Below are 20,571 nucleotides of genomic sequence, written 5' to 3' on the forward strand. Positions count from 1 at the left end.
GCCGATGATGCTGCACCGCTGGCTCCTTGCGATGCTGGCGGTGCTGCTGGTGGGTGCCTGCTCGGAATCGATCCGGCAGGACGCCACGCCAGCGGTTTGGGCGGTGCGCAGCCCGGGAACGACAATCTATCTGACCGGCACTGTACATTTGCTGCCTGACGGGACGAACTGGCGTAACGGGCCGATCACCGCCGCGATCGCCGATGCCGACGAGCTGGTGACCGAGCTGGCCCCGGACGAGCTGGCGAGGGCAGCCAAGGTGATGCGGCTTTTCAGCTATGGCGACGGCCCGATCCAGCCCCGCGAGCGCTTTGATATCGACCTGCGCGACGACTATATCGCATTGGAAGGTCAGGAATTGAGCGTGGTTCCGGGGATGGCCGCGCTCGATGACTGGGCGCTGGCGCTGATGCTGGCGCGGGTGAACGCCGACAAGGCAGGGTTGCGCGCTGCCAATGGCGTGGACGCTGCGCTGATTGAAACCTTTGCAGCCGCTGGTAAACCGCGGCTGGGGCTGGAAACCGCTGAGGATCAGTTCGGCGCGTTCGATGCTATCCCCCTGCCCGAACAGCGCATCATGCTGAACCGGTTGATGCGCGATATCGCCGAAGGACGCGCAGACGACCGGCTGCGTGCGACTGTCGGCGCCTGGTCGCGCGGCGATATGGAAGCACTGGCCGACATTATCGCGCGGGATGCGGGCAATGCGCCGACGGCGCACCGGTTGCTGTTGACCGACCGCAATCGCCAATGGACTGACTGGATCGAACGGCGGCTGGACCAGCCCGGCACGGTGCTGGTGGCGGTAGGCGCGGGGCATTTTGCCGGACCCGAATCGCTGCTTGAGTTGTTGGCTGCCCGCGGGTTCAAGGCCGAACGACTCCAATAGGCTTGCATTTCGGCGCGTCTGCCGCTAACGGCCCGCGCTTCCGCTATGGTCATCCCTGGAGGCGTGGCGGACAGTGAAACATCATCTCGGAGAAATATCATGAGCGATCAGCTGACGCTGACGGCCGAGACGCGCGAACGGGCAGGCAAGGGAGCCTCCCGTGCCCTGCGTCGTGAAGGCCGCGTCCCCGCCGTAATTTATGGCGGCAAAGAAGAACCCCTGGCAATCCACGTCGAAGAAAAGCTGCTCATGAAGCAGCTGATGACCGGCCACTTCATGAACTCGGTGGTCGAGATCACTGTCGGCGGAAAGGCCCTGCGCACCCTGCCCAAGGACGTCGCTTTTCACCCCGTGAACGACCGCCCGCTGCATGTCGATTTCCTGCGCCTGACGAAGGATTCGACGGTGCATGTCGAAGTGCCGGTGAAGTTCATCAATGAGGAAGCCTCGCCCGGCCTGAAGCGCGGCGGCGTGCTGAACATCGTGCGCCACGAGCTGGAACTGGTGTGCGACGCCAACCGCATCCCCGACGACATCATTATCGATGTGACCGGCTTTGACGTGGGCGATTCGATCCACATCAGCCATGTAACGTTGCCCGAAGGGTCGACGAGCGCGATCACCGACCGCGACTTCACCATCGCCACCATCGTCGCACCGTCGGCGCTGAAGTCGAGCGATGGCGACACGACCAAGGATGAGGCCGCAGAAGGCTAATTCCGCAACCTTATCGGCATTGAAGCCCCGCCCGCCCTCTGCCAGACAGACGGCGGGCGGGGCTTTCGCTTTTTCAGGGGTTTGAAAATCAATGCAGCTTTGGGTCGGCCTTGGCAATCCGGGCACGCAATATGCGCTGCACCGGCACAATGTCGGCTTCATGGCTGCCGATGCGATCGCTGAAACCCACGGCTTCGGATCCGAAGCCAAGAAATTCAAAGGGCTGCTGCGCGAAGGGCGGATTGGCTCGACCCGCGTCCTGATCCTCAAACCGCAGACTTTCATGAATGAAAGCGGACAGAGCGTGCGTGCCGCGCTCGATTTCTATAAACTGGATGTTTCAGCGGTCACCGCTTTTTACGATGAACTCGACCTTGCCCCGTTCAAGGTCAAAGTGAAGCGTGGCGGCGGCGCGGCGGGGCACAATGGCATCCGCAGCATGATCGCGCACATCGGCGATGATTTCCGCCGGGTCCGGCTGGGGATCGGCCACCCCGGGCACAGGGACCGGGTCACCCCGCATGTGCTGGGCAATTTTGCCAAAAGCGAGATCGAGCCGCTGACCGATATGCTGGGCGCGGTGGCCGCCGAGGCGCGATGGCTGGCGGCCGAAGACGATGCCCGGTTTCTGACGGATTTGGCGCTGCGCTTGCAGGGATAATTTACTGCCCCGACTGCGCGTAGCGCATCGGCGGCGGCGGCGGCGCGCCATCAGGCTGGTCGGCAAGCTTGATCGCGCACATTGTGCCCCAGCGCAGGTGGCTGTCGCAGCCGACACCGGCAAAACGATAATGGCCGGTCAACAACAGGTGGCGATGCCCGCGCGAGGCAACGCCGTCGTCAACCACCAACTGGCGCACCACATCGCGCGGGCTGCGCTGGCCATAGCTGATAACCTCACTGACAAAGCGCCCGCCGCCGCGCGCCATGACGCGTTCACCCGGGCCCTGCCCGCGCGCGATATGGCCGATTTCGCCGCTCGATGCCTGCCAGCGGGCATGATCGGCGGCCGCGGCATCGAGAATTTCGCCGCCGCGCAGCCGCGCTACCGGCGCTGCACGTTCCAGCGCGGCGATGGCGTCGTCTACCGCGCGCACGCCTTCGATGCTCATTTCAACGACATTGTCGTCAGCATCGAACACCACCTTGCCGCGGATACGGGTGCGATATTCGCGCAAGTCTTGGGCATAACCTGCCGGGTCGGCGCGCAGCCGATTGATTTCGGCCAGCACGGCGCTTTCAAAATCGTCCGTTTGCGCGGTCGCCGGCGGAGCAAACGCCAGCGCCAGCAACAACGCCAATTTGCCGAAGTGTGCAATGCTCATCGACGCGACCCCGCTTGCATATGACTGCAAGTCTGTGGGGCGAAGGTTAAGAATAACTTACCTGCCCGCAACCTGCTTGCGTTGAACGGAGCAAGGGCGGCATATATTCCGCCGAGGAGAATTCGCATGACCGACAATCGCCGCCTGAACCGTCGCCAAATGCTGGGCGCGACCGCCGCCATGGCCACTGCTCCCGCCTTTACTTCGGCCGCGCTGGCCGAAGAGCCGCAGCTGAGTGACAAGACCATCCTGATCACCGGCGCGTCGAGCGGTTTCGGTTATGTCGGTGCGCTTTACTATGCGCGGCGCGGGGCAAGGGTGATTGCCTCGATGCGCGGCCTGCCCCGGCGCGAGGCCGCCCAATTGCTGGAAGAAGCCAAGAAGGAAGATCTGGACATCCAGGTGGTCGAAATCGACGTGACTTCAGACGCATCGGTCGCGAAGGGGGTGGAAGAAGCATTGCGGCTGGGCGGTGGGCGCATCGACGTGCTGGTCAACAATGCCGGTATCGGCATCACCGGGCCGGTCGAGGTGCAGGACATGGCCGCCACCCAGCTGATCTTCGACACCAATGTGTTTGGCTGCCACCGGCTGGTGCGCAATGTGCTGCCGATCATGCGCGATCAGAAAGCGGGGCAGATTTTCCAGATTTCGTCGCAGCTGGGCCGCGTCATCGTGCCCGGCGGCGGCCATTATTCGGCGACCAAATTCGCGCTGGAGGCGATGGGCGAGCAGTTGGCCTATGAGCTGGTGCCGCACAATATCGATGTGACGATTATTCAGCCCGGCGGCTATCCGACGCGCGTGTGGGTCAACCGCAACGCGCTGACCGCTGCGCTGAAGGACCGTACCGAAAACGGGCGGCTCGATGCTTACCCCGCCTTCACCACAGGCATGGGCCGCGAGGATGGGTCGGGCCGCAGCGCCGACCCGCTCGATGTACCGCGTGCGATCGCCGAAATCATCGCGATGCCACCGGGCAAGCGCCCGCTACGCCGGGCGGTGCATCCGGGCAACAAGCCGCAGGAGCCGATCAACAAGGTCAGCGCCGAGGTGCAAGTGGCGTGGTTGGGCGGAACGGCGCTGGGCCCGCTGGTGAAGGCCGTGCACGACTGACTCCTGTGGGGCCCAAGGAGCGAACCGAATGATCCTTCCGATACTCCTAATGTTGGGGCAGCCTGACACAGAATCCGCAAATGATGTCACATCGCAAATCCCACTGACATTCCAGGGTGTTACGGCGCGTGTCGATTTAGGCACAGACGGCAACGTCAACCAATGCGTCAGCACCAAGATCGGCGAAATGATTGAGGAATTCCCGATTTGTGATCTGTTTGGTAGGTCTGAGACGTTGGCGCTGATGTTTGGGCAAGCGCGTAAAGGCCGACAAATTTTGCATATCCGAGCGGCGCTGGGTCCATCGGGTGACAAGGAATTTGGCAGTGCCGGGTTTCCCACCGGAGCAAAGCCATTCAACTTCCTTGATTTTTCCTTTGAGGTCGATGCGAACGGCGTTGGCCGAAACTGCACAACAGTGACCAACAATCTGGACCCACGATTTGACGGATTTTGCGCTGCGATATTCCAAAGCGAGCGCAGTTTTTTCCTTGTTAGCCCCCAAGATCAGTTCCCTTTTGCCATGACCTTCCGCGTGGACGCCTTCGCAGAATAAGTTGGACTGGCCTTTCGCGCCGCAGCCGCCTAGTGGGCCATTCCGCGAAAGGATTGGGTATATGGGTTTCAAATGCGGCATCGTCGGTCTGCCCAATGTCGGCAAGTCGACCCTGTTCAATGCGCTGACCGAGACGCAGGCGGCGCAGGCGGCCAATTATCCGTTTTGCACGATTGAACCCAACGTCGGCAATGTCGCGGTGCCCGATCCGCGGCTCGACCAGCTGGCGGCGATCGCTTCAAGCCAGAAGATCATCCCTACTCAGTTGGCGTTTGTGGACATCGCAGGCTTGGTGCGCGGCGCGTCCAAGGGCGAAGGCCTCGGCAACCAGTTCCTTGGCAATATCCGCGAGGTCGATGCCATCGTCCATGTGCTGCGCTGTTTCGAGGATGACGACATCCAGCATGTCGAAAACAAGGTCGATCCCATCGCCGACGCCGAAACGGTCGAAACCGAATTGCTGCTCGCCGATATGGAGAGCCTGGAAAAGCGCGTGCCCGCCTTCCAGAAAAAGGCCGCGCAGGGCGACAAGGAGGCCAAGGCTGCGGCCGCCGTGCTGGGGCGCGCCCTGGAATTGCTGCGCGAGGGCAAACCGGCGCGACTGACCGTGCCCGAGGGCGATGACGAGACACGCATCTTCAAACAGGCGCAGTTGCTGACGTCCAAACCCGTGCTTTATGTCTGCAACGTCGAAGAATCTGCAGCAGCCGAGGGCAATGTGCATAGCGCGCGCGTGTTCGCCAAGGCGGCTGCCGAGGGCGCGCAAGCGGTCGTCGTGTCGGCGGCGATTGAAGCCGAAATCGTTACCATGCCTGCCGAAGAGCGCGGCGAGTTTCTGGAAGCGCTGGGGCTCAGCGAAGCGGGCCTCGCGCGCATCATTCGTGCGGGATACGCGTTGCTCGACCTTATCACCTTCTTCACCGTCGGACCAAAAGAAGCCCGGGCGTGGACCGTGCACAAGGGCGCAAAGGCCCCCGAGGCGGCAGGGGAGATTCACAGCGATATGCAGCGCGGCTTCATCCGCGCCGAAACCATTGCTTTCACCGACTATGTCGCATTGGGCGGCGAAAGCCCGGCGCGCGAGGCGGGCAAATTGCGGCAGGAAGGCAAGGAGTATGTGGTCGCTGATGGCGATGTGCTGCATTTCAAATTCAACGTTTGACCATGTGGTTGACAAGGGGCGTTAATTCAGGGCAGTTTCACGCCATGGGGAAACGATTGATCCTTGCTGCTGCGGGAACCACTCTGATCGGCGCGTTGAGCGTGCCAATAGCTGTTGCGTCACCAGCGATGGACAATGGCTGTCAGGCGGCCAATCCCGCGCCACCCAAGGCAAAGGAGCGCAAGCCCGCCGAGACCCGCGAAAAGAAGCGCTCGGGATCCGGCCGTAGCTGTCTTGGCTGCATTGTGCCGCTCGACGGCCTGTCCTCGACGATGGCGATCGCCACCGATTTCTGACACGCGAGCGGCTGTCATTGTCGCATGCCGCCGATAGGCTAAAGGCTTCCGAACCCGATTCGCCGGGGAGCGAAGGAAGCGCCATGTTCAACCGCCGTCTGTTCATCGCCGGGGCCGCCGCGAGCGGCATCGCCGCACCCGCTATCCTCCACGCACAGAACCGCTGGCGCAGCTATCCTTTTGCGCTCGGGGTGGCGGCGGGCGATCCTGCCCCCGATGGTTTCGTCATTTGGACGCGCCTTGCGCCCGAGCCACTGACACCCGATGGCGGCATGGCCATGTTCCCGATGCCGGTGCAGTGGGAAGTCGCAAGCGACCCGCGCTTTGAGACCATCGTGCAATCGGGCGAGGCCATCGCGCGACCCGAGCTGGCGCATGCAGTGCATGTCGAGGTGGCGGGGTTGCAGCCCGACCGGCCCTATTTTTACCGCTTCACCGCAGGCGGCGAGCGCAGCTTCCGGGGACAAGCGCGCACTTTGCCACTCGCCAGCGCCGATGTTGCCCGCCTGAAATTCGGCGTCGCCGGATGCCAGCGGTTCGAGGACGGTTACTATGGCGCGTTCCGCCACCTGTCGAATGAGGCCGACCTCGCCTTCGTCTATCATTATGGCGACTATATCTACGAATATGCCGTGGGGGCAGTGTCGTCGAATTTCTTCAGCGGCGCATTGGTGGAGCCCGTGCGCCGCCCGCTCGGCCAGTCCACCTACAGCCTGAGCGACTATCGTCAGCGCTATGCGCAGGTGAAATCGGACCCCGATTTGATCCGCGCGCACGCCGCGCATGCCTTTGTGTCGAGCTATGACGATCATGAAGTCGATAACAATTGGGTGACCGATATCGACGAGGATGGCACCCCGCCCGAATTGTTCGCGCTGCGCCGCGCGGCGGCGTTTCAGGCCTGGTATGAACATATGCCGGTGCGCAAATCACAGCTGCCGCGCGGCGGCGTGGTGCAAATGTACCGCGACCTAAAATATGGCCGTCTTGCTCATGTCGATATCTGCGACACGCGCCTCTATCGCACCGATCAGCCGTGCGGCGACGGGTTCAAGCCGCATTGCGCCGAGGTGGATGGCAAGAATGCGCAGGTGCTGGGTGCCGAGCAGGAGGCGTGGGTGGCACGCAACCTGGCGAACCGCGACCATGTTTGGAACGCGCTGGCGCAGCAGGTCACGATGATGAGCCTCGACCGCCGCCGCCGCCCGGAGGAACCCGCGCGCATACTGAACATGGACAGCTGGGCGGGCTATGAAGCGCCGCGCCAGCGCTTGCTCGCGCGCATGGCGGGCCGACAGAATGTCATCGTGCTGACGGGCGACGAGCACCAGAATTTCTGCGGCAATCTGGTGCACCGCGACAAAATCGTCGGCGGCGAATTTGTCGCCACCTCGATCAGCAGCGGCGGCAATGGCCAGGACGTCCGCCCCGGCACCGATGAATGGATGAAGTTCAACCCCGAACTCAAATTCGCCAACGACCAGCGCGGCTATCTGGTATGCGAAGTGACGCCTGAGGCGTGGCAGACGCATTTCATGGTGGTCGATCAAGTGCGCACGCGCGAAAATGCCCTATCACGGCGGATGACGGCGGTGGTGGCGCGCGATGAGGCGGGGGTTAAGCTGTCGGCTTAGCTTGATCTTGCAATGTTGCCATTGTGTTCGTAATTTCAATCGAACCAATGTGAATCCAAATTATTGCCGAGATCTTGTGAGTTGGCCAGATGACTCTTCCACCCGTATATAGTCGCCGTAAACGCATTCTCGACACAGCCTCGCCGGACGTATTCACGTACGACGCCATTCCAAACAATCTAAAAATTTCTCTGTTCATGATAATGGATAGAGCAGCAGATTATTACACGTCGGGATCATCTTATAAGATATGGGATAAAGTTGTCGATTCTTTGCGTGAGGAATTAGGAGTATATAAACTTGCAGAAATAAATCATCATGACCCACACGATGAATTGCAACTTTACTTTAATCATCTTGCTTCGATTGATAGAATTTTAGACACGATTGAATTTTGGAATTTCTTCACCGTGAATTGGATCAGAAAAAATTCGATCCATCGTACAAGCCAAAATCTTACGGATTCGATTGCCATATTGAACGCAAGACTCTTTGAAAACGGCATTGGATTCGAGTTAGTCAATGGGCAGATCGTAGAAAAGGCGAACGAATTTGCGCATTCAGAAATTGTGCTACCTGCACTACGGATTTTATCCGAAAGTCGTTTTTCTGGTGCTAATCAAGAATTTAGAGAAGCGCATCAAGCTTACCGCGATGGGTCATACAAGGATTGTTTGATCGACTGCCTCAAGTCTTTTGAGAGTGTAATCAAAACAATTGCTGAGCGAAAAGGCTGGCAACTGCCGCCCAACCCCAATGCAAAGATATTGATCGCGTCGCTTTTCGAGAACGAGCTGGTTCCACCCTACATGCAGAGTCAGTTTGACGGCCTACGGACGCTGCTTGAGAGCAGCGTGCCGACAACACGGAATAAGGTTGCAGGCCATGGGCAAGGTCCTGAAGTCATTCAAGTGCCGAAAGCGCTGGCCACACTTCAACTGCACCAAACTGCGGCGATGATAATTTTTTTGAGCGACTTAGCTTAGCGTCGCCCGAACAACCGCTCGACATCGCCCATCGACAGCTTCACCCACGTCGGTCTCCCATGGTTGCACTGGCCCGAGCGCGGTGTGACCTCCATCTGGCGCAGCAGCGCGTTCATTTCGGCGACGTTCAGCACACGCCCGGCGCGGACAGAGCCGTGGCAGGCCATGGTTGCGGCGACATGGTCGATCCGCTCGGCAAGTCCCAGCGCGGAGTCAAACCCCGCCAGATCGTCGGCAATATCGCGCACCAGCCGCTGCGCATCAGGATTGCCGAGCAGCGCCGGCGTCCCGCGCACAACGACCGCGCCGGGTCCGAAGCGTTCGATCTCGACCCCCAGCTTCGCTAACTCACCCGCCGCGCTCTCCAGCCGGTCGCAGGCAGGCTCATCAAGCTCGACCACCTCGGGCAGCAGCAGACCTTGGACAGCGACCCCCTGCCCCGCGAGGCCGGCGCGCAGCCCTTCAAGGACAAGCCGCTCATGCGCGGCGTGCTGGTCGACCAGCACCAGCCCATCCTCGGCCTCGGCAACAATATAGGTGTTGGCAATCTGCCCGCGCGCGATGCCCAGCGGGTGGTCGGTGCTGACCGGGGGCGGCGCTGTTGCCACCTCGGCACGACCCTGCGGCAGCACGTCGGCTGCGGCCCAGTCGCGGCGCGCTTCGGCGACATGCAGCTCACCCGCTTCGCGATCAAACGGCCGGGCAAACAATGCACCGAAGGCTGGGGTTGGCGCCACGGGTTCAGCCTGCCACGCCGCCTCCATCCCCGCCGCCGGGCGCTGGACGCTGCGAATTCCCTGCTCGTTCAGCGTCCGGCGCAGACCACCTACAATCAACCCACGCACCAGCGCCGGATCGCGGAAGCGCACCTCGGTCTTGGCGGGATGGACGTTCACATCGACCTCGCTGCCAGGCAGATCGATGAACAGCGCCACCACCGGATGCCGGTCGCGCGCAAGCAAGTCGGCATAGGCAGCGCGCAATGCGCCGACCAGCAGGCGGTCCTTCACCGGCCGACCGTTGACGAACAGATATTGGTGGTCAGCGACGCCGCGATTAAAGGTTGGCAGGCTGGCAACGCCGCTGATGCGGACATGCTCGCGCACCAGATCAACCAAAATGGCATTGTCTGCCAGCGCACGGTCGACCAGCAGCGCGACGCGCTCCTCGCGCGCTTGGCTTGCCTGTAAATCAAATATGCGGCGCCCGTCATGCTCGAGCGCAAAAGCGATGTCGGGCCGCGCCATGGCGAGCCGCCGCATCACATCGAGCGCGGCGGCATATTCGCCGCGCGCGCTGCGCAGAAATTTGCGGCGGGCCGGCACGCGGGCGAACAGGTCGGCAATGGTCACGCGCGTGCCGGGGGGCAGCGCCGCTGGGCCTTCGTCAACCACAACGCCATTGTCGACAACACGGCGCCAGCCGCTTGCACCAGCAGGGCGGCTCTCGATGGTCAGCCGCGCCACGCTGGCGATGCTGGGCAGCGCCTCACCGCGAAAGCCCAAGGTGACGACATTCTCAATCGCCTCGTCAGGCAGTTTTGAGGTGGCGTGGCGTTCCAGCGCGAGTGCGAGGTCAGCGGGCGACATCCCGCACCCGTCATCCTCGACCACCATCTGCGCGATTCCGCCCTCGCTGAGCCGGACTGCGATGCGGCTCGCCCCTGCGTCAATCGCGTTTTCCACAACTTCTTTGAGCGCAGCCGCCGGACGTTCGACCACTTCGCCCGCAGCGATGCGATTCACCAGCGATTCCGGCAAGCGGCGTATTGACATGCGCCCTGCCCTAGCGCAGTCGCACCCCAAGCGCGACCCACCCGCAAACTTTGACCGCAAATGCCCCTCTGACTGGCGCTAGACCGCTATTTTCGGGCAGTTACACCGGTCAGTCCGGTTGACGGACCGTCACGCAGCGTCAAACAGCATCGGAGCGCGGCCCATCCCGCCACCGCCCGGACAGGAAAGCAGAAACAAAAATGTCGTTTTTTTCGCGCTGGTTCAAATTTTCCTCACAAGACATGGCCATCGACCTCGGCACCGCCAACACCGTCGTTTATGTGCGCGGGCGCGGCATTGTGCTTAACGAACCTTCGGTCGTTGCGGTCGAAACGATCAACGGCATCAAGCGCGTGAAGGCCGTGGGTGATGACGCCAAGCTGATGATGGGCAAGACGCCCGACAGTATCGAGGCCATCCGGCCGCTGCGCGATGGCGTGATCGCCGACATCGATGTCGCTGAACAGATGATCAAACACTTCATTACCAAAGTGCATGGCGGCAAGCCCAGTTTGATCAGCCATCCCGAAATCGTCATCTGCGTGCCGTCGGGGTCAACCAGCGTCGAACGCCGCGCCATCCGCGACGCCGCGAGCAATGCCGGCGCCAGCCAGGTGTGGCTGATTGAGGAACCCATGGCTGCTGCCATCGGTGCCGACATGCCCGTGACCGAACCCATCGGGTCGATGGTCGTCGATATTGGCGGCGGCACCACGGAAGTTGCGGTGCTCTCGCTGCGCGGCGTTGCGTATTCCACCTCGGTGCGTGCCGGCGGCGACAAAATGGACGAAGCCATCGTCTCTTATGTCCGCCGCCACCACAATCTGCTGATCGGCGAAGCCACCGCCGAGCGGATCAAGAAGGATTTCGGCATTGCCCGCACCCCCGCCGACGGCACCGGGCTGATTATCCAGATCAAGGGCCGCGACCTCGTCAACGGTGTGCCCAAGGAAATTTCGATCAACCAGGCGCAAATTGCTGACGCGCTGTCCGAACCCATCGGGACAATTATCGAAGGTGTGCGTATCGCGCTGGAAAACACGGCACCCGAGCTCGCCGCCGATATCGTCGACCAGGGTATTGTCCTGACCGGCGGCGGCGCGCTGATCCGTGAGCTGGATGAAATGCTGCGCGATGCAACCGGCCTGCCCGTGACCGTCGCCGAAGACCCGCTAACCTGCGTCGCCATCGGCACGGGCCGGGCGATGGAAGACCCGGCGTTCCGCGGCGTGTTGCTGCAAGCCTGAACGGAGCCCGCCTGCCGCCATGCTCCGCCCGGCTCAGCTTCGACCGGGGCAATCCCGCAAAGCCCAAGTCCGGCTGTTCATCGCCTATGTCGTGGCGATGGTCGGCGCGGTCGTGGGGTTGTTGCTTGCAATTTTGTCGATTGCCGACCCGGTTGGTTTTGCCGCGCTGCGTACAGCCGCGCAGGAAGCGGTCAGCCCGGTCGCGCGCCTGACGCGATCGGTGACCGGGACAGCGTCGGGGCTCAGCGACAGCATTACCGCCTATTTCGCAGCCGGCAGCCAGAACCAGCGGCTGCGCCGTCAGGTCGAGGAACAGCAACGCGATCTGGTTGAAGCCAGCACATTGGCCGAGGAAAACCGCCAGCTGCGTATTTTGCTGAAACTCGGTGAACAAGGCAGCGGCGGCATTGCCAACGGCTATTTGCTAACGTCCAACCCGACCAGCAGCCGACGCCTTGCCATTCTGAGCATCGGGCGCAACCGCGGTGTGCGGCCCGGGATGCCGGTACGCGCGGCGGACGGGCTGATTGGCCGCGTGCTCGATAGCGGACCAACCACCGCGCGCGTGCTGTTGCTGACCGACAGCGACAATATCGTGCCGCTGCGCCGCGCCAGCGACGGTCTGCCCGCGCTGGCAAGCGGGCGCGGCAATGGCGAGCTGGATATCCGCACGCTCAATCTGGCCGACAATCCATTCAAGCCCGGCGACATATTGGTGACGTCGGGCACCGGAGGGATTTACCGTCCCAACATCCCTGTCGCACTGGTGGTGCGGCTGCAGAATGATGGCGCGGTGGCGCGCCCCCTCGCCGACCCGGCTAAGGTCGACATTGTCGCGGTCCTGCCCGCCTATGCCGCCACCAGCGGCGCCAGCGAAATCGCGCCATGAGCAGCCTGGCCCCGCAACGCATTGGCGAACCGCCATCGCAATTGCGACTCCAGGCGATTCCGATCGTCTCGGTCCTGCTTGCCTCGGCGCTGCCAATGATGTTGCCGCTGATAGCGGCATGGGCCTATTTGCCGCCGCTTGGCCTGCTGTTGTTCCTCGCATGGCGGCTGCTGCACCCCAGCCTGTGGCCGGTGTGGATCGGGTTGCCGCTCGGGCTGTGGGATGATCTGATGTCGGGCCAGCCAGTCGGTGCCGCGATGGGGTTGTGGACCATCGCGCTGCTGGTCATCGATTTCATCGACCAGCGCACCTATTGGCGCGGATATTGGCAAGACTGGATGATTGCTGCGGTGGCGACCAGCATCATTATCGTTGCTGGCGCGGCACTGGCGCATCCCGGTGCCCAGATATCGCTGCTCCTCGGTCTGGTCGGACTTCAGATTGCCGCCAGCATCCTGCTCTTCCCCATGATGGTCCGCGTCGCGGCATGGCTGGACAGGATCCGGTTGTTCCGGCGATAGCACGGCGATGTTCGGCAAATTTGGCAAAGCCCCCCCGGTTACCGAGGCATGGCGCGGGTTCACCTTCACCCGGCGCACCATGCTGGTGGGCGGCATCCAGATGGCGATCGGCGGCGCGCTGGCAGCCCGCATGGCCTATATCTCGATCATCGACAGCGAGCGCTATGTTCTTGAGTCCGAAAGCAACCGCCTGAACCTGACGCTGATCCCGCCGAGACGCGGCTGGATCGTCGACAAGCGCGGCAAGGCGCTCGCCAACAACCGCGTCAGCCTGCGGATCGACCTGATCCCCGACCGGGTGCGGGACAAAGCGAAAATTATCGCCGATCTCCAGCAACTTCTGGGGCTGGATGCCGACACGGTGCAGCGCATTCGGCGCGATCTGGACAAGGCGGAAGGCTTTCAGCCCGTTCCGGTTGCCGAGAATTTGGACGAAGCCCGCTTTGCCTCGATCCTCGTGCGCATTACCGACCTGCCCGGCGTTGCCCCGGCGCGCGGTTTTGCGCGCAACTATCCCGCCGGGGCGGCCGTGGGCCACTTGCTCGGCTATGTCGGCGCGCCGACCGCCGAGGAATATCAAAAGGCCCGCGATCCCCTGTATGTCACGCCTGGCTTCAAAACCGGCAAAGATGGTCTGGAGCGCTATTTTGAACCATTTTTGCGCGGCAAGCCCGGGGCCAAGCGCGTCGAAGTGACCGCAGGCGGCAAAGTCGTCCGCGAACTCGACACCCAGCCCGACACGCAGGGCGATACGCTGCACCTCGCGATTGATGGCGACCTTCAGGATTATGCGGCGCGGCGCATGGGCCGCGAATCGGGCGCGGCCGTGGTCATCGACTGCCTGACCGGCGACATCATCGCCTTTGTTTCCATGCCCTGTTTCGACCCCAACAGCTTTTCCGATGGTATCGGGCAAAAGGAATGGGCCTGGCTGAATGGCGATACCGACCGCAAGCCATTGCTGAATAAGGCGACGCGCGGGCTGTATCCGCCCGGATCGACGCTCAAGCCGATGGCCGCGCTGGCAATTCTAGAGGCGGGTGTCGATCCCGCCGAACGCATCACCTGCCCTGGCGGATATCGGCTGGGCAGCCGCTTTTTCCGCTGTCTCGGGCGCCACGGTCCGGTGGACATGCCGACCGCGATCGAAAAGAGCTGCAACACCTATTTCTACACCATGGCGCACCGGCTGGGTTATGACCGCATTGCGCCGGTTGCCCGCACGCTGGGGCTGGGAGAGGATTTCCGCATCAGCGGGGCGAACCAGCGCTATGGCACCATCCCCGACAGCGCGTGGAAGCAGCGCAAATATGATTCAGCCTGGACCGCGTCGGACTCGCTGAACGCGGTGATTGGCCAGGGCTATGTTATCGTCAATCCGCTGCAACTGGCGGTCAGCACCGCGCGCATCGCATCGGGCAAGGCGCTTTACCCCAGTCTGGTCGCGCGCAAACCCGAACTGGTCAAATCCCTGCCCTATTCAGCTGAACATCTGGCCATTGTCCACTCGGGCATGGACCGCGTGGTCAATGGCAATGGCACGGCGGTGCGCAGCCGGCTCGATCTCGACGGCATCAAGCTGGCGGGCAAGACCGGAACGGCGCAGGTGCGCGGGCTGGCTTCGGGTTCACGGGGCCAGGGCGGAACCTATCGTTACCGCGACCATGGCCTGTTTGTCTGCTTTGCTCCGACCGACAACCCGCGGTACGCTGCGGCGGTGATTATCGAACATGGGATGGGCGGCGCGCGCGCTGCGGCGCCGGTCGCCAAGGATATTTTCACTTTCCTTTATGACCGCGAGCAGGCGATGGCATCGCTGGCGACGCTGGAAGAGGGTTGGGGCGGCGATATTCCGACGCGCATGGCGCGCGATTTTGCAGGTTTTCAGGGCCTGTCGATCGACACCAGCGAGGTCGAAACACCATGATCCCGGTGCCGCAAACCTTGCGCCGCTACCCTTGGGGATTGATCGCGACGTTGCTGTTCATCGCCTGCTTCGGCATGATCGTGCTCTATTCGGCGGCGGGGGGCAGCTTCACGCCCTGGGCGCTGACCCATGGCATGCGCTTTGCCATTTTTCTGACAATGGCGCTGATCATCGGCTTTTTCATCCCGCTGGAGTTGATGGCGCGGCTGTCCTTCATGGCCTATGCCGGCGTGGCCGTCCTGCTGCTCGGCGTGGAAGTAGCCGGCGCGGTGCGCGGCGGCAGCCAGCGCTGGCTCAACATCGGCTTTATGAACCTGCAGCCTTCGGAGTTGATGAAGGTTGCCATTGTGCTGGCGCTGGCACGCTTTTACAGCATGTTGCCACCTGCGGAAACGCCGCGGGTCCGTGCTCTTGGCCCGGCATTGGTGCTGATCGGCATTCCGGCCGCGTTGGTGATGTTGCAACCCGACCTTGGCACGGCGCTGTCGATCATCGCCAGCGGGGTCGTGGTCATGTTCCTTGCCGGTCTGCCGCTGTGGTGGTTTGTCAGCGTTGGCGTTGCCGGAATTGCCGCGCTGCCGATCCTGTTCAGCCTGCTGCACGATTATCAGCAGAAACGGGTGCTGATTTTCCTTAATCCAGAGGAAGATCCCCTCGGCGCAGGCTATCACATCACCCAGTCGAAAATCGCCATCGGTTCGGGCGGGCTCGATGGCAAAGGCTTTTTGAACGGCTCGCAAAGCCACCTTGATTATCTGCCCGAAGGGCACACCGACTTCATCTTTGCCACCATGGCCGAAGAATGGGGACTGATTGGCGGCCTGGCACTCGGCTTTGCCTATTTCCTGCTGCTGCGCTGGTCCACACGGGTCGCGCTGGGGGCGTCGACCCGCTTTGGCCAGTTGACGGCGGCAGGGCTGACCATGACCATATTTTTCTACATCGCCGTCAATCTGATGATGGTGATGGGCTTGGCGCCCGTCGTGGGCATCCCCCTGCCCCTCTTCTCGCACGGCGGCTCGTCGATGCTGACGATCATGCTGTGCGTCGGCATCATATTGGCGGTCCAGCGCGACAAGAGCGGCGCGCGGCGGCCCTTTGGTTGAGTGCACGAAAAGCCGTTGCAAAGCCGCGCCAGCCATGATAGCGGCGCGCCTCGCTTTGGCCACCAGACCAAAGCCGAGCGGTCAAACACCGCCCGATGGACGCATAGCTCAGTTGGTAGAGCAGCTGACTCTTAATCAGCGGGTCCTAGGTTCGAGCCCTAGTGCGTCCACCAAACTTCTCAACGGCTTAGGTGCAAATATACACCCCTCCCAAGGGGCTGTCGAGAGCCACGTAATCGCCACGTAATCAACGTGTTTCGTAGCCTGGCGTAGAGGCCTGATTTTCGATGTGCGGGAGGACGTTTCCTCCCTAGTCGAAGCCGCTGCGCGTCTTCTTCACACCCACCTCTGCGGGGACACCCCGCAACGCCCCGAAACGAAGAGCGGGGCTGCTGACGCGCTCTGTCCCGCAGGGCTGCCTGCCCTTCTCCTGAGTGCGCGGTGTCTGACCCATGGGGCCCCGCACGCACTCTGATCTGGCGGAAATGGCCCAAAGCGCAGGCCGGGAAAGCCGACAGGCCCCGCCTTTCGGCCTGCGCGAGCGATGACACGATGCTCCGCCTCTTTCAGGGTGCAGTTTCTTGCTTTGGCGATCTCGCTGGCAGCTCGCGCGGTTGTAAGCGTTGAGGGGAGAGAGTGAGAGTCTGGCGGGCTACGCCGTGACGGGATGAGGGAGGAGAGAGAGGCTCCCGGCCAGCCGTCATGGAGATTTCCCATGGATATGCAGGTTCTCGATACGCGCCGCGACCCAACCGGCGGTTACAAGGTGGATGTCTCGCGCGGCTCGCGCGTGGGTCGGGTGTCGTCGGAGTGGTTCTCGCGCCCAGATGATGAGCGGTTTCTGTCACTTGACGATCTGGCCCGATCAGTGCGCGGTCGGTCTGACCGGAGCCGGACGCGCGTGGTCGAGACGGCGCTGATCCATGTCGAAGCAAACCGCAATGATCCGGAACGCTTGGCTCTCATGTTGCCGGGTGCCGAGGCACCGGTGACGCCAACCCACTGGAGCTTTGGGCAACTGGCCAGCCAGGTCGGCGCTCCTGCTGCCTATCTGCGCCAACTTCCGGCCCCGCTCGCCGCGATCAATCTGCAATATGGGCTGACCTCCCACCGGGCCGAGCAGATCAAGACGCTCGAAACCGACAATGGCCGCCTCGAACTGCGCGCCGTGACCGGCCCCGACTACGGCCGGATCTACGACCATGAGCTTGTCGAAGCGGTGCAGAAGATCGCTGGCAACGGCACCGGCGACACACGCTGGAAGGTCCCGGGCGTGCTCGACTGGTCGACCGGGGTCTACAACCCTAACGTCGACATCTCGAAGGATACGACCACGCTCTATGCGTCGGATCGCGACGTCTTCCTGTTTCTGGTCGATGATTGCAACCCGATCGAAGCCGGGCGGCTGCCCGACGGATCGCCCGATCTCTACTTCCGCGGGTTCTATTGCTGGAACTCCGAGGTCGGCGCCAAGACGCTCGGCATGGCGAGCTTCTACCTGCGCGCGGTCTGCCAGAACCGGAACCTGTGGGGCGTGGAGGACTTCGAAGAGATCAGCATCCGCCACAGCAAATATGCCGCGAACCGCTTTTCCCACGAAGCCGAACCGGCGCTGGTGAACTTTGCCAATTCCTCGCCGCAGCCGTTCGTCAACGGCATCAAGACTGCCCGAGAGCGAATTGTCGCCCGCAGCGACGAAGACCGGCAGGATTTCCTCCGGGCGCGCGGGTTCTCCAAGGCTGAAACCGGCCGGATCATCGAGACCGTGCTGGCCGAGGAAGGCCGCCCGCCGGAATCGATCTTCGATTTCGTGCAGGGCATTACCGCATTGGCGCGGTCCAAGGCCCATCAGGACGCCCGGCTCGACATGGAGGGCAAGGCAAAGAAGCTGCTCGACCGGATGCACTAAGCCTGCAGGGCTCAGCCCGTTACTGATGCGTTGCGCTGCCTTCTCAGAGTGAGAGGGCGGCGCTTCGCTTCGTGACGGGTTCGGGCCTGAGAGAGAGTCTTTCGGGCGGCCCGTCATGGAGAAACCCCATGACCAAGACACTGCCCAAGCTCGTGCTCAGCGCCTCGCGCGACATCCCGTTTTCGCAGCTGATGCTGAGCCAGAAGAATGTGCGGCGCGTGAAAGCCGGCCTTTCAATCGAGGATCTGGCCGAGGACATTTATCGCCGGACCCTGCTCCAGAGCATCAACGTCCGCCCCGTGCTTGACGCCGACGGCAAGGAAACCGGCATGTTCGAAGTGCCGGCCGGTGGCCGCCGTTTCCGGGCCCTCGAACTGCTGGTGAAGACCAAGCGGATGGCCAAGGATCAGCCGGTCCCCTGCGTCGTGCGCGAAGCGGGGATCGCTGAAGAGGATTCGCTCGCTGAAAACGTCATGCGCGTTGCGCTGCATCCGCTCGATCAGTTCCGTGCCTTCACCGCGCTGATCGAAGCCGGCCTGTCCGAGGAGGACATCGCCGCGCGGTTCTTCGTCTCTGTCTCGACCGTACGCCAGCGCCTCCGGCTCGCCTCAGTCTCGCCCACCCTGCTTGAGGCCTATGGCGAGGACGGCATGACGCTCGAACAGCTCATGGCCTTCTCGGTCACCGACAACCATGTGCGCCAGGAGCAGGTCTGGGACCAGGTTAACCAGGGACACCATGTGCCCGCCTACCACATCCGCCGCTTGCTGACCGAAGATGCGATTTCCGCAAGTGACCGCCGTGTCCGGTTCATCGGCATTGGCGCCTACACCGAGGCTGGCGGCTATGTGTTGCGCGACCTGTTTTCGTCGGACGAGGATGGATGGTTGCAGGATCCCGCACTGGTCGAATTGCTGGTGAGCGAAAAGCTGTCGGAACTCGCACAGGAAATCGGTGCAGAAGGCTGGAAATGGGTCGAGGCCGCCGTCGACCTGCCCTATGGCTGCGAGCGCGGCAAACTCCGGATCGTCGGCACGACCGTTCCGTTAACCAACGACGAGCAGGCACGGCGCGATGTGCTGGTCGAGGAATATGACCGCATTGGCGACGACTACGGCGATGGCAGCGACCTTCCTGACGAAGTCGATGCCCGGCTGACCGCAATCGATGCCGAACTGACCGCCCTGGACAGTCGTCCCACGGTTTACGATCCGGACGACATGGCCCGCGCCGGCGTGTTCATTTCGCTGACCCACGATGGTCGCCTGCGGATCGACCGCGGCTATGTCCGTCCTGAAGATGAACCCGTCGCTGAAGGCCAGAATGACGGTACGAACGGTGCCAACGCAGACGTGTCCGCCGGCGCGACAGTCACCGTGGCAGGGCAAGCGGCGCCAATCGGTGGTGACGACGACGAAGATGAGGCGATCAAGCCGCTACCTGACAGGCTCGTTTCCGAACTCACTGCTGAACGCACCCTCGCGCTACGCGATGCACTGGCCAACGCTCCGCAGGCGGCGTTCCTCGCCCTTCTCCATGCGCTCGTCCTATCGGTGTTCCGTCCCCACGGGACTCATGGCTGTGTGCAAATCGGCGTCACCCAGGCCTGGCTCGGCAATGTCGCATCGAACTTGCGCGAGAGTGCCTGGAGCCAGTCGATCCAGGAGCGGCATGACCATTGGGGTGAAAAGCTGCCGGATGAACCACAGCCGCTGTGGGACACCCTCGCCGCAATGCCGCAGGATGAGCAGATGGCACTGCTCGCCCACTGTGTCAGCCACGGCGTCAACGCACTGTTTGAGCCGAGCAAGGGCTATGAGGGACGCATCTCGGCGCATGGCGTGGCGCAGCGCATTGCCGCCGCCGATGCTCTGGCAGCAGCAGTCGGGCTCGACATGGCCGAGGCTGGCTGGACGCCAACGGTCGACAACTACCTCGGGCGGGTGACCAAGCCCCGGATCATCGAAGCGGTCCGCGAAGCCAAGGGCGATGCGACCGTCGCCCTGATCGAACATCTCAAAAAGGGTGACATGGCACGCGAGGCCGAACGGCTGCTGGGCGGCACCGGTTGGTTGCCGGAACCCCTGCGGTTGCCGGTCATCGAAGCAGATGAAGCTGGAATCGCCGACCTGCCCGAATTCCTCGCGGATGATGCCGGACAGCCGGACGCCGGCGACGCTTTCGCGATCGCTGCCGAATGAACTTCGCCCGCGCGGGGCGGCCCCGGTCGCCCCGCGCGTCTTTCCCCCCCTCACCGATGAAGGAGCCTTGCCATGGCAATTCCTGACCATGCCCGCGCCAATTTCGAGACGCTGCTGCAAGCGGCACAAGCGGGCGATCTCGCGTTGATGGAATGCACCGAGGTTGCCAGCGGCGAAACCCGCTACGTTCTTTGCGCCGTTGGCCGCGATGCCGACGACTATGTGATGACACCGTTCGGGCACCTCGCACCGGGCAATCCCTACGAGGCCTACATTCCGCCCGCCTGATCCGGCACCACCTCCCCAACTTCATTG

19 protein-coding genes and 1 tRNA gene are annotated in these 20,571 nt (G+C 62.5%); 18 read left to right on the forward strand and 2 right to left on the reverse strand.

What is annotated here, in order from left to right:
- Positions 1–4 precede the first annotated feature (4 nt).
- From AC2TC0_RS10280 to pth, 3 genes are all read left to right on the forward strand, one after another.
- Entirely contained in the window at positions 5–889 is an 885-nt protein-coding gene (locus AC2TC0_RS10280; RefSeq protein ID WP_484717399.1) for a TraB/GumN family protein, read from the forward strand.
- Between the two features lie 99 nt (positions 890–988).
- Positions 989–1,606, forward strand: a complete 618-nt coding sequence (locus AC2TC0_RS10285; RefSeq protein ID WP_484717400.1) for a 50S ribosomal protein L25/general stress protein Ctc — start codon at positions 989–991, stop codon at positions 1,604–1,606.
- Positions 1,607–1,697: 91 nt separating this feature from the next.
- Positions 1,698–2,267, forward strand: coding sequence for an aminoacyl-tRNA hydrolase (gene pth, locus AC2TC0_RS10290; RefSeq protein ID WP_484717401.1), 570 nt, complete (start codon positions 1,698–1,700; stop codon positions 2,265–2,267).
- A 1-nt stretch (position 2,268) separates the two neighbouring features.
- On the opposite strand, the gene AC2TC0_RS10295 is transcribed toward pth, so the two are convergent.
- On the reverse strand, positions 2,269–2,931 hold the full coding sequence (locus AC2TC0_RS10295; RefSeq protein WP_484717402.1) for a CAP domain-containing protein: 663 nt from the start codon (positions 2,929–2,931) through the stop codon (positions 2,269–2,271).
- Between the two features lie 126 nt (positions 2,932–3,057).
- Here AC2TC0_RS10295 and AC2TC0_RS10300 point away from each other — a divergent pair, with 126 nt between their 5' ends.
- The 6 genes from AC2TC0_RS10300 to AC2TC0_RS10325 all read left to right on the forward strand — a co-directional run bounded on the left by AC2TC0_RS10300 (position 3,058) and on the right by AC2TC0_RS10325 (position 8,681).
- Entirely contained in the window at positions 3,058–4,047 is a 990-nt protein-coding gene (locus AC2TC0_RS10300) for an SDR family oxidoreductase (RefSeq protein ID WP_484717403.1), read from the forward strand.
- Between the two features lie 28 nt (positions 4,048–4,075).
- Entirely contained in the window at positions 4,076–4,603 is a 528-nt protein-coding gene (locus AC2TC0_RS10305; protein WP_484717404.1) for a hypothetical protein, read from the forward strand.
- A 61-nt stretch (positions 4,604–4,664) separates the two neighbouring features.
- On the forward strand, positions 4,665–5,765 hold the full coding sequence (gene ychF / locus AC2TC0_RS10310) for a redox-regulated ATPase YchF (protein WP_484717405.1): 1,101 nt from the start codon (positions 4,665–4,667) through the stop codon (positions 5,763–5,765).
- Positions 5,766–5,809: 44 nt separating this feature from the next.
- Positions 5,810–6,061, forward strand: a complete 252-nt coding sequence (locus AC2TC0_RS10315; RefSeq protein ID WP_484717406.1) for a hypothetical protein — start codon at positions 5,810–5,812, stop codon at positions 6,059–6,061.
- Between the two features lie 83 nt (positions 6,062–6,144).
- Positions 6,145–7,695 carry an alkaline phosphatase D family protein gene (locus AC2TC0_RS10320; RefSeq protein WP_484717407.1) on the forward strand — a complete coding sequence of 517 codons (1,551 nt, stop codon included), beginning with the start codon at positions 6,145–6,147 and terminating at the stop codon, positions 7,693–7,695.
- Positions 7,696–7,784: 89 nt separating this feature from the next.
- Positions 7,785–8,681, forward strand: coding sequence for an STM4504/CBY_0614 family protein (locus tag AC2TC0_RS10325; RefSeq protein WP_484717408.1), 897 nt, complete (start codon positions 7,785–7,787; stop codon positions 8,679–8,681).
- Here the strand turns inward: AC2TC0_RS10325 and mutL are convergent.
- Positions 8,678–10,456, reverse strand: coding sequence for a DNA mismatch repair endonuclease MutL (gene mutL, locus AC2TC0_RS10330; RefSeq protein ID WP_484717409.1), 1,779 nt, complete (start codon positions 10,454–10,456; stop codon positions 8,678–8,680). The two genes, AC2TC0_RS10325 and mutL, sit on opposite strands and share 4 nt — an antisense overlap.
- Positions 10,457–10,656: 200 nt before the next feature.
- On the opposite strand from mutL, the gene AC2TC0_RS10335 reads away from it, so the two are divergent.
- The 9 genes from AC2TC0_RS10335 to AC2TC0_RS10375 all read left to right on the forward strand — a co-directional run bounded on the left by AC2TC0_RS10335 (position 10,657) and on the right by AC2TC0_RS10375 (position 20,544).
- The gene (locus AC2TC0_RS10335; RefSeq protein WP_484717410.1) at positions 10,657–11,703 is read left to right on the forward strand and encodes a rod shape-determining protein; all 1,047 of its coding nucleotides are present in this window, start codon (positions 10,657–10,659) and stop codon (positions 11,701–11,703) included.
- Between the two features lie 19 nt (positions 11,704–11,722).
- Positions 11,723–12,592 carry a rod shape-determining protein MreC gene (gene mreC, locus AC2TC0_RS10340; protein WP_484717411.1) on the forward strand — a complete coding sequence of 290 codons (870 nt, stop codon included), beginning with the start codon at positions 11,723–11,725 and terminating at the stop codon, positions 12,590–12,592.
- Entirely contained in the window at positions 12,589–13,113 is a 525-nt protein-coding gene (locus AC2TC0_RS10345; protein WP_484717412.1) for a rod shape-determining protein MreD, read from the forward strand. The genes mreC and AC2TC0_RS10345 overlap by 4 nt, the downstream gene beginning before the upstream one ends.
- Before the next feature lie 7 nt (positions 13,114–13,120).
- Positions 13,121–15,040: a penicillin-binding protein 2 gene (mrdA, locus tag AC2TC0_RS10350; RefSeq protein WP_484717413.1), complete on the forward strand. Its 1,920-nt coding sequence runs from the start codon at positions 13,121–13,123 to the stop codon at positions 15,038–15,040.
- Complete coding sequence (gene rodA / locus AC2TC0_RS10355) at positions 15,037–16,146, forward strand: rod shape-determining protein RodA (protein ID WP_484717414.1); 1,110 nt, start codon at positions 15,037–15,039, stop codon at positions 16,144–16,146. The genes mrdA and rodA overlap by 4 nt, the downstream gene beginning before the upstream one ends.
- Before the next feature lie 97 nt (positions 16,147–16,243).
- A tRNA-Lys gene (locus AC2TC0_RS10360) sits at positions 16,244–16,319 on the forward strand.
- A gap of 542 nt (positions 16,320–16,861) precedes the next feature.
- Positions 16,862–18,055 carry a DUF932 domain-containing protein gene (locus AC2TC0_RS10365; protein ID WP_484717415.1) on the forward strand — a complete coding sequence of 398 codons (1,194 nt, stop codon included), beginning with the start codon at positions 16,862–16,864 and terminating at the stop codon, positions 18,053–18,055.
- Positions 18,056–18,183: 128 nt separating this feature from the next.
- Entirely contained in the window at positions 18,184–20,256 is a 2,073-nt protein-coding gene (locus AC2TC0_RS10370) for a ParB/RepB/Spo0J family partition protein (protein ID WP_484717416.1), read from the forward strand.
- 72 nt (positions 20,257–20,328) lie between these two features.
- On the forward strand, positions 20,329–20,544 hold the full coding sequence (locus tag AC2TC0_RS10375) for a DUF6117 family protein (protein WP_484717417.1): 216 nt from the start codon (positions 20,329–20,331) through the stop codon (positions 20,542–20,544).
- Positions 20,545–20,571: the final 27 nt, after the last annotated feature.

It is taken from the genome of Sphingopyxis sp. sgz302558 (genome assembly GCF_057220455.1).

What these genes read in the sequence shown, in the direction of transcription:
- AC2TC0_RS10315 (WP_484717406.1), top strand. Translation starts at nt 5,810, where the DNA reads ATGGGGAAACGATTGATCCTTGCTGCTGCGGGAACCACTCTGATCGGC.
- mutL (WP_484717409.1), bottom strand. Translation starts at nt 10,456, where the DNA reads ATGTCAATACGCCGCTTGCCGGAATCGCTGGTGAATCGCATCGCTGCG.
- AC2TC0_RS10375 (WP_484717417.1), top strand. Translation starts at nt 20,329, where the DNA reads ATGGCAATTCCTGACCATGCCCGCGCCAATTTCGAGACGCTGCTGCAA.
- ychF (WP_484717405.1), top strand. Translation starts at nt 4,665, where the DNA reads ATGGGTTTCAAATGCGGCATCGTCGGTCTGCCCAATGTCGGCAAGTCG.
- AC2TC0_RS10325 (WP_484717408.1), top strand. Translation starts at nt 7,785, where the DNA reads ATGACTCTTCCACCCGTATATAGTCGCCGTAAACGCATTCTCGACACA.
- AC2TC0_RS10305 (WP_484717404.1), top strand. Translation starts at nt 4,076, where the DNA reads ATGATCCTTCCGATACTCCTAATGTTGGGGCAGCCTGACACAGAATCC.
- AC2TC0_RS10335 (WP_484717410.1), top strand. Translation starts at nt 10,657, where the DNA reads ATGTCGTTTTTTTCGCGCTGGTTCAAATTTTCCTCACAAGACATGGCC.
- AC2TC0_RS10370 (WP_484717416.1), top strand. Translation starts at nt 18,184, where the DNA reads ATGACCAAGACACTGCCCAAGCTCGTGCTCAGCGCCTCGCGCGACATC.
- pth (WP_484717401.1), top strand. Translation starts at nt 1,698, where the DNA reads ATGCAGCTTTGGGTCGGCCTTGGCAATCCGGGCACGCAATATGCGCTG.
- AC2TC0_RS10285 (WP_484717400.1), top strand. Translation starts at nt 989, where the DNA reads ATGAGCGATCAGCTGACGCTGACGGCCGAGACGCGCGAACGGGCAGGC.
- AC2TC0_RS10365 (WP_484717415.1), top strand. Translation starts at nt 16,862, where the DNA reads ATGGATATGCAGGTTCTCGATACGCGCCGCGACCCAACCGGCGGTTAC.
- rodA (WP_484717414.1), top strand. Translation starts at nt 15,037, where the DNA reads ATGATCCCGGTGCCGCAAACCTTGCGCCGCTACCCTTGGGGATTGATC.
- AC2TC0_RS10280 (WP_484717399.1), top strand. Translation starts at nt 5, where the DNA reads ATGATGCTGCACCGCTGGCTCCTTGCGATGCTGGCGGTGCTGCTGGTG.
- AC2TC0_RS10295 (WP_484717402.1), bottom strand. Translation starts at nt 2,931, where the DNA reads ATGAGCATTGCACACTTCGGCAAATTGGCGTTGTTGCTGGCGCTGGCG.
- AC2TC0_RS10300 (WP_484717403.1), top strand. Translation starts at nt 3,058, where the DNA reads ATGACCGACAATCGCCGCCTGAACCGTCGCCAAATGCTGGGCGCGACC.
- AC2TC0_RS10345 (WP_484717412.1), top strand. Translation starts at nt 12,589, where the DNA reads ATGAGCAGCCTGGCCCCGCAACGCATTGGCGAACCGCCATCGCAATTG.
- mreC (WP_484717411.1), top strand. Translation starts at nt 11,723, where the DNA reads ATGCTCCGCCCGGCTCAGCTTCGACCGGGGCAATCCCGCAAAGCCCAA.
- mrdA (WP_484717413.1), top strand. Translation starts at nt 13,121, where the DNA reads ATGTTCGGCAAATTTGGCAAAGCCCCCCCGGTTACCGAGGCATGGCGC.
- AC2TC0_RS10320 (WP_484717407.1), top strand. Translation starts at nt 6,145, where the DNA reads ATGTTCAACCGCCGTCTGTTCATCGCCGGGGCCGCCGCGAGCGGCATC.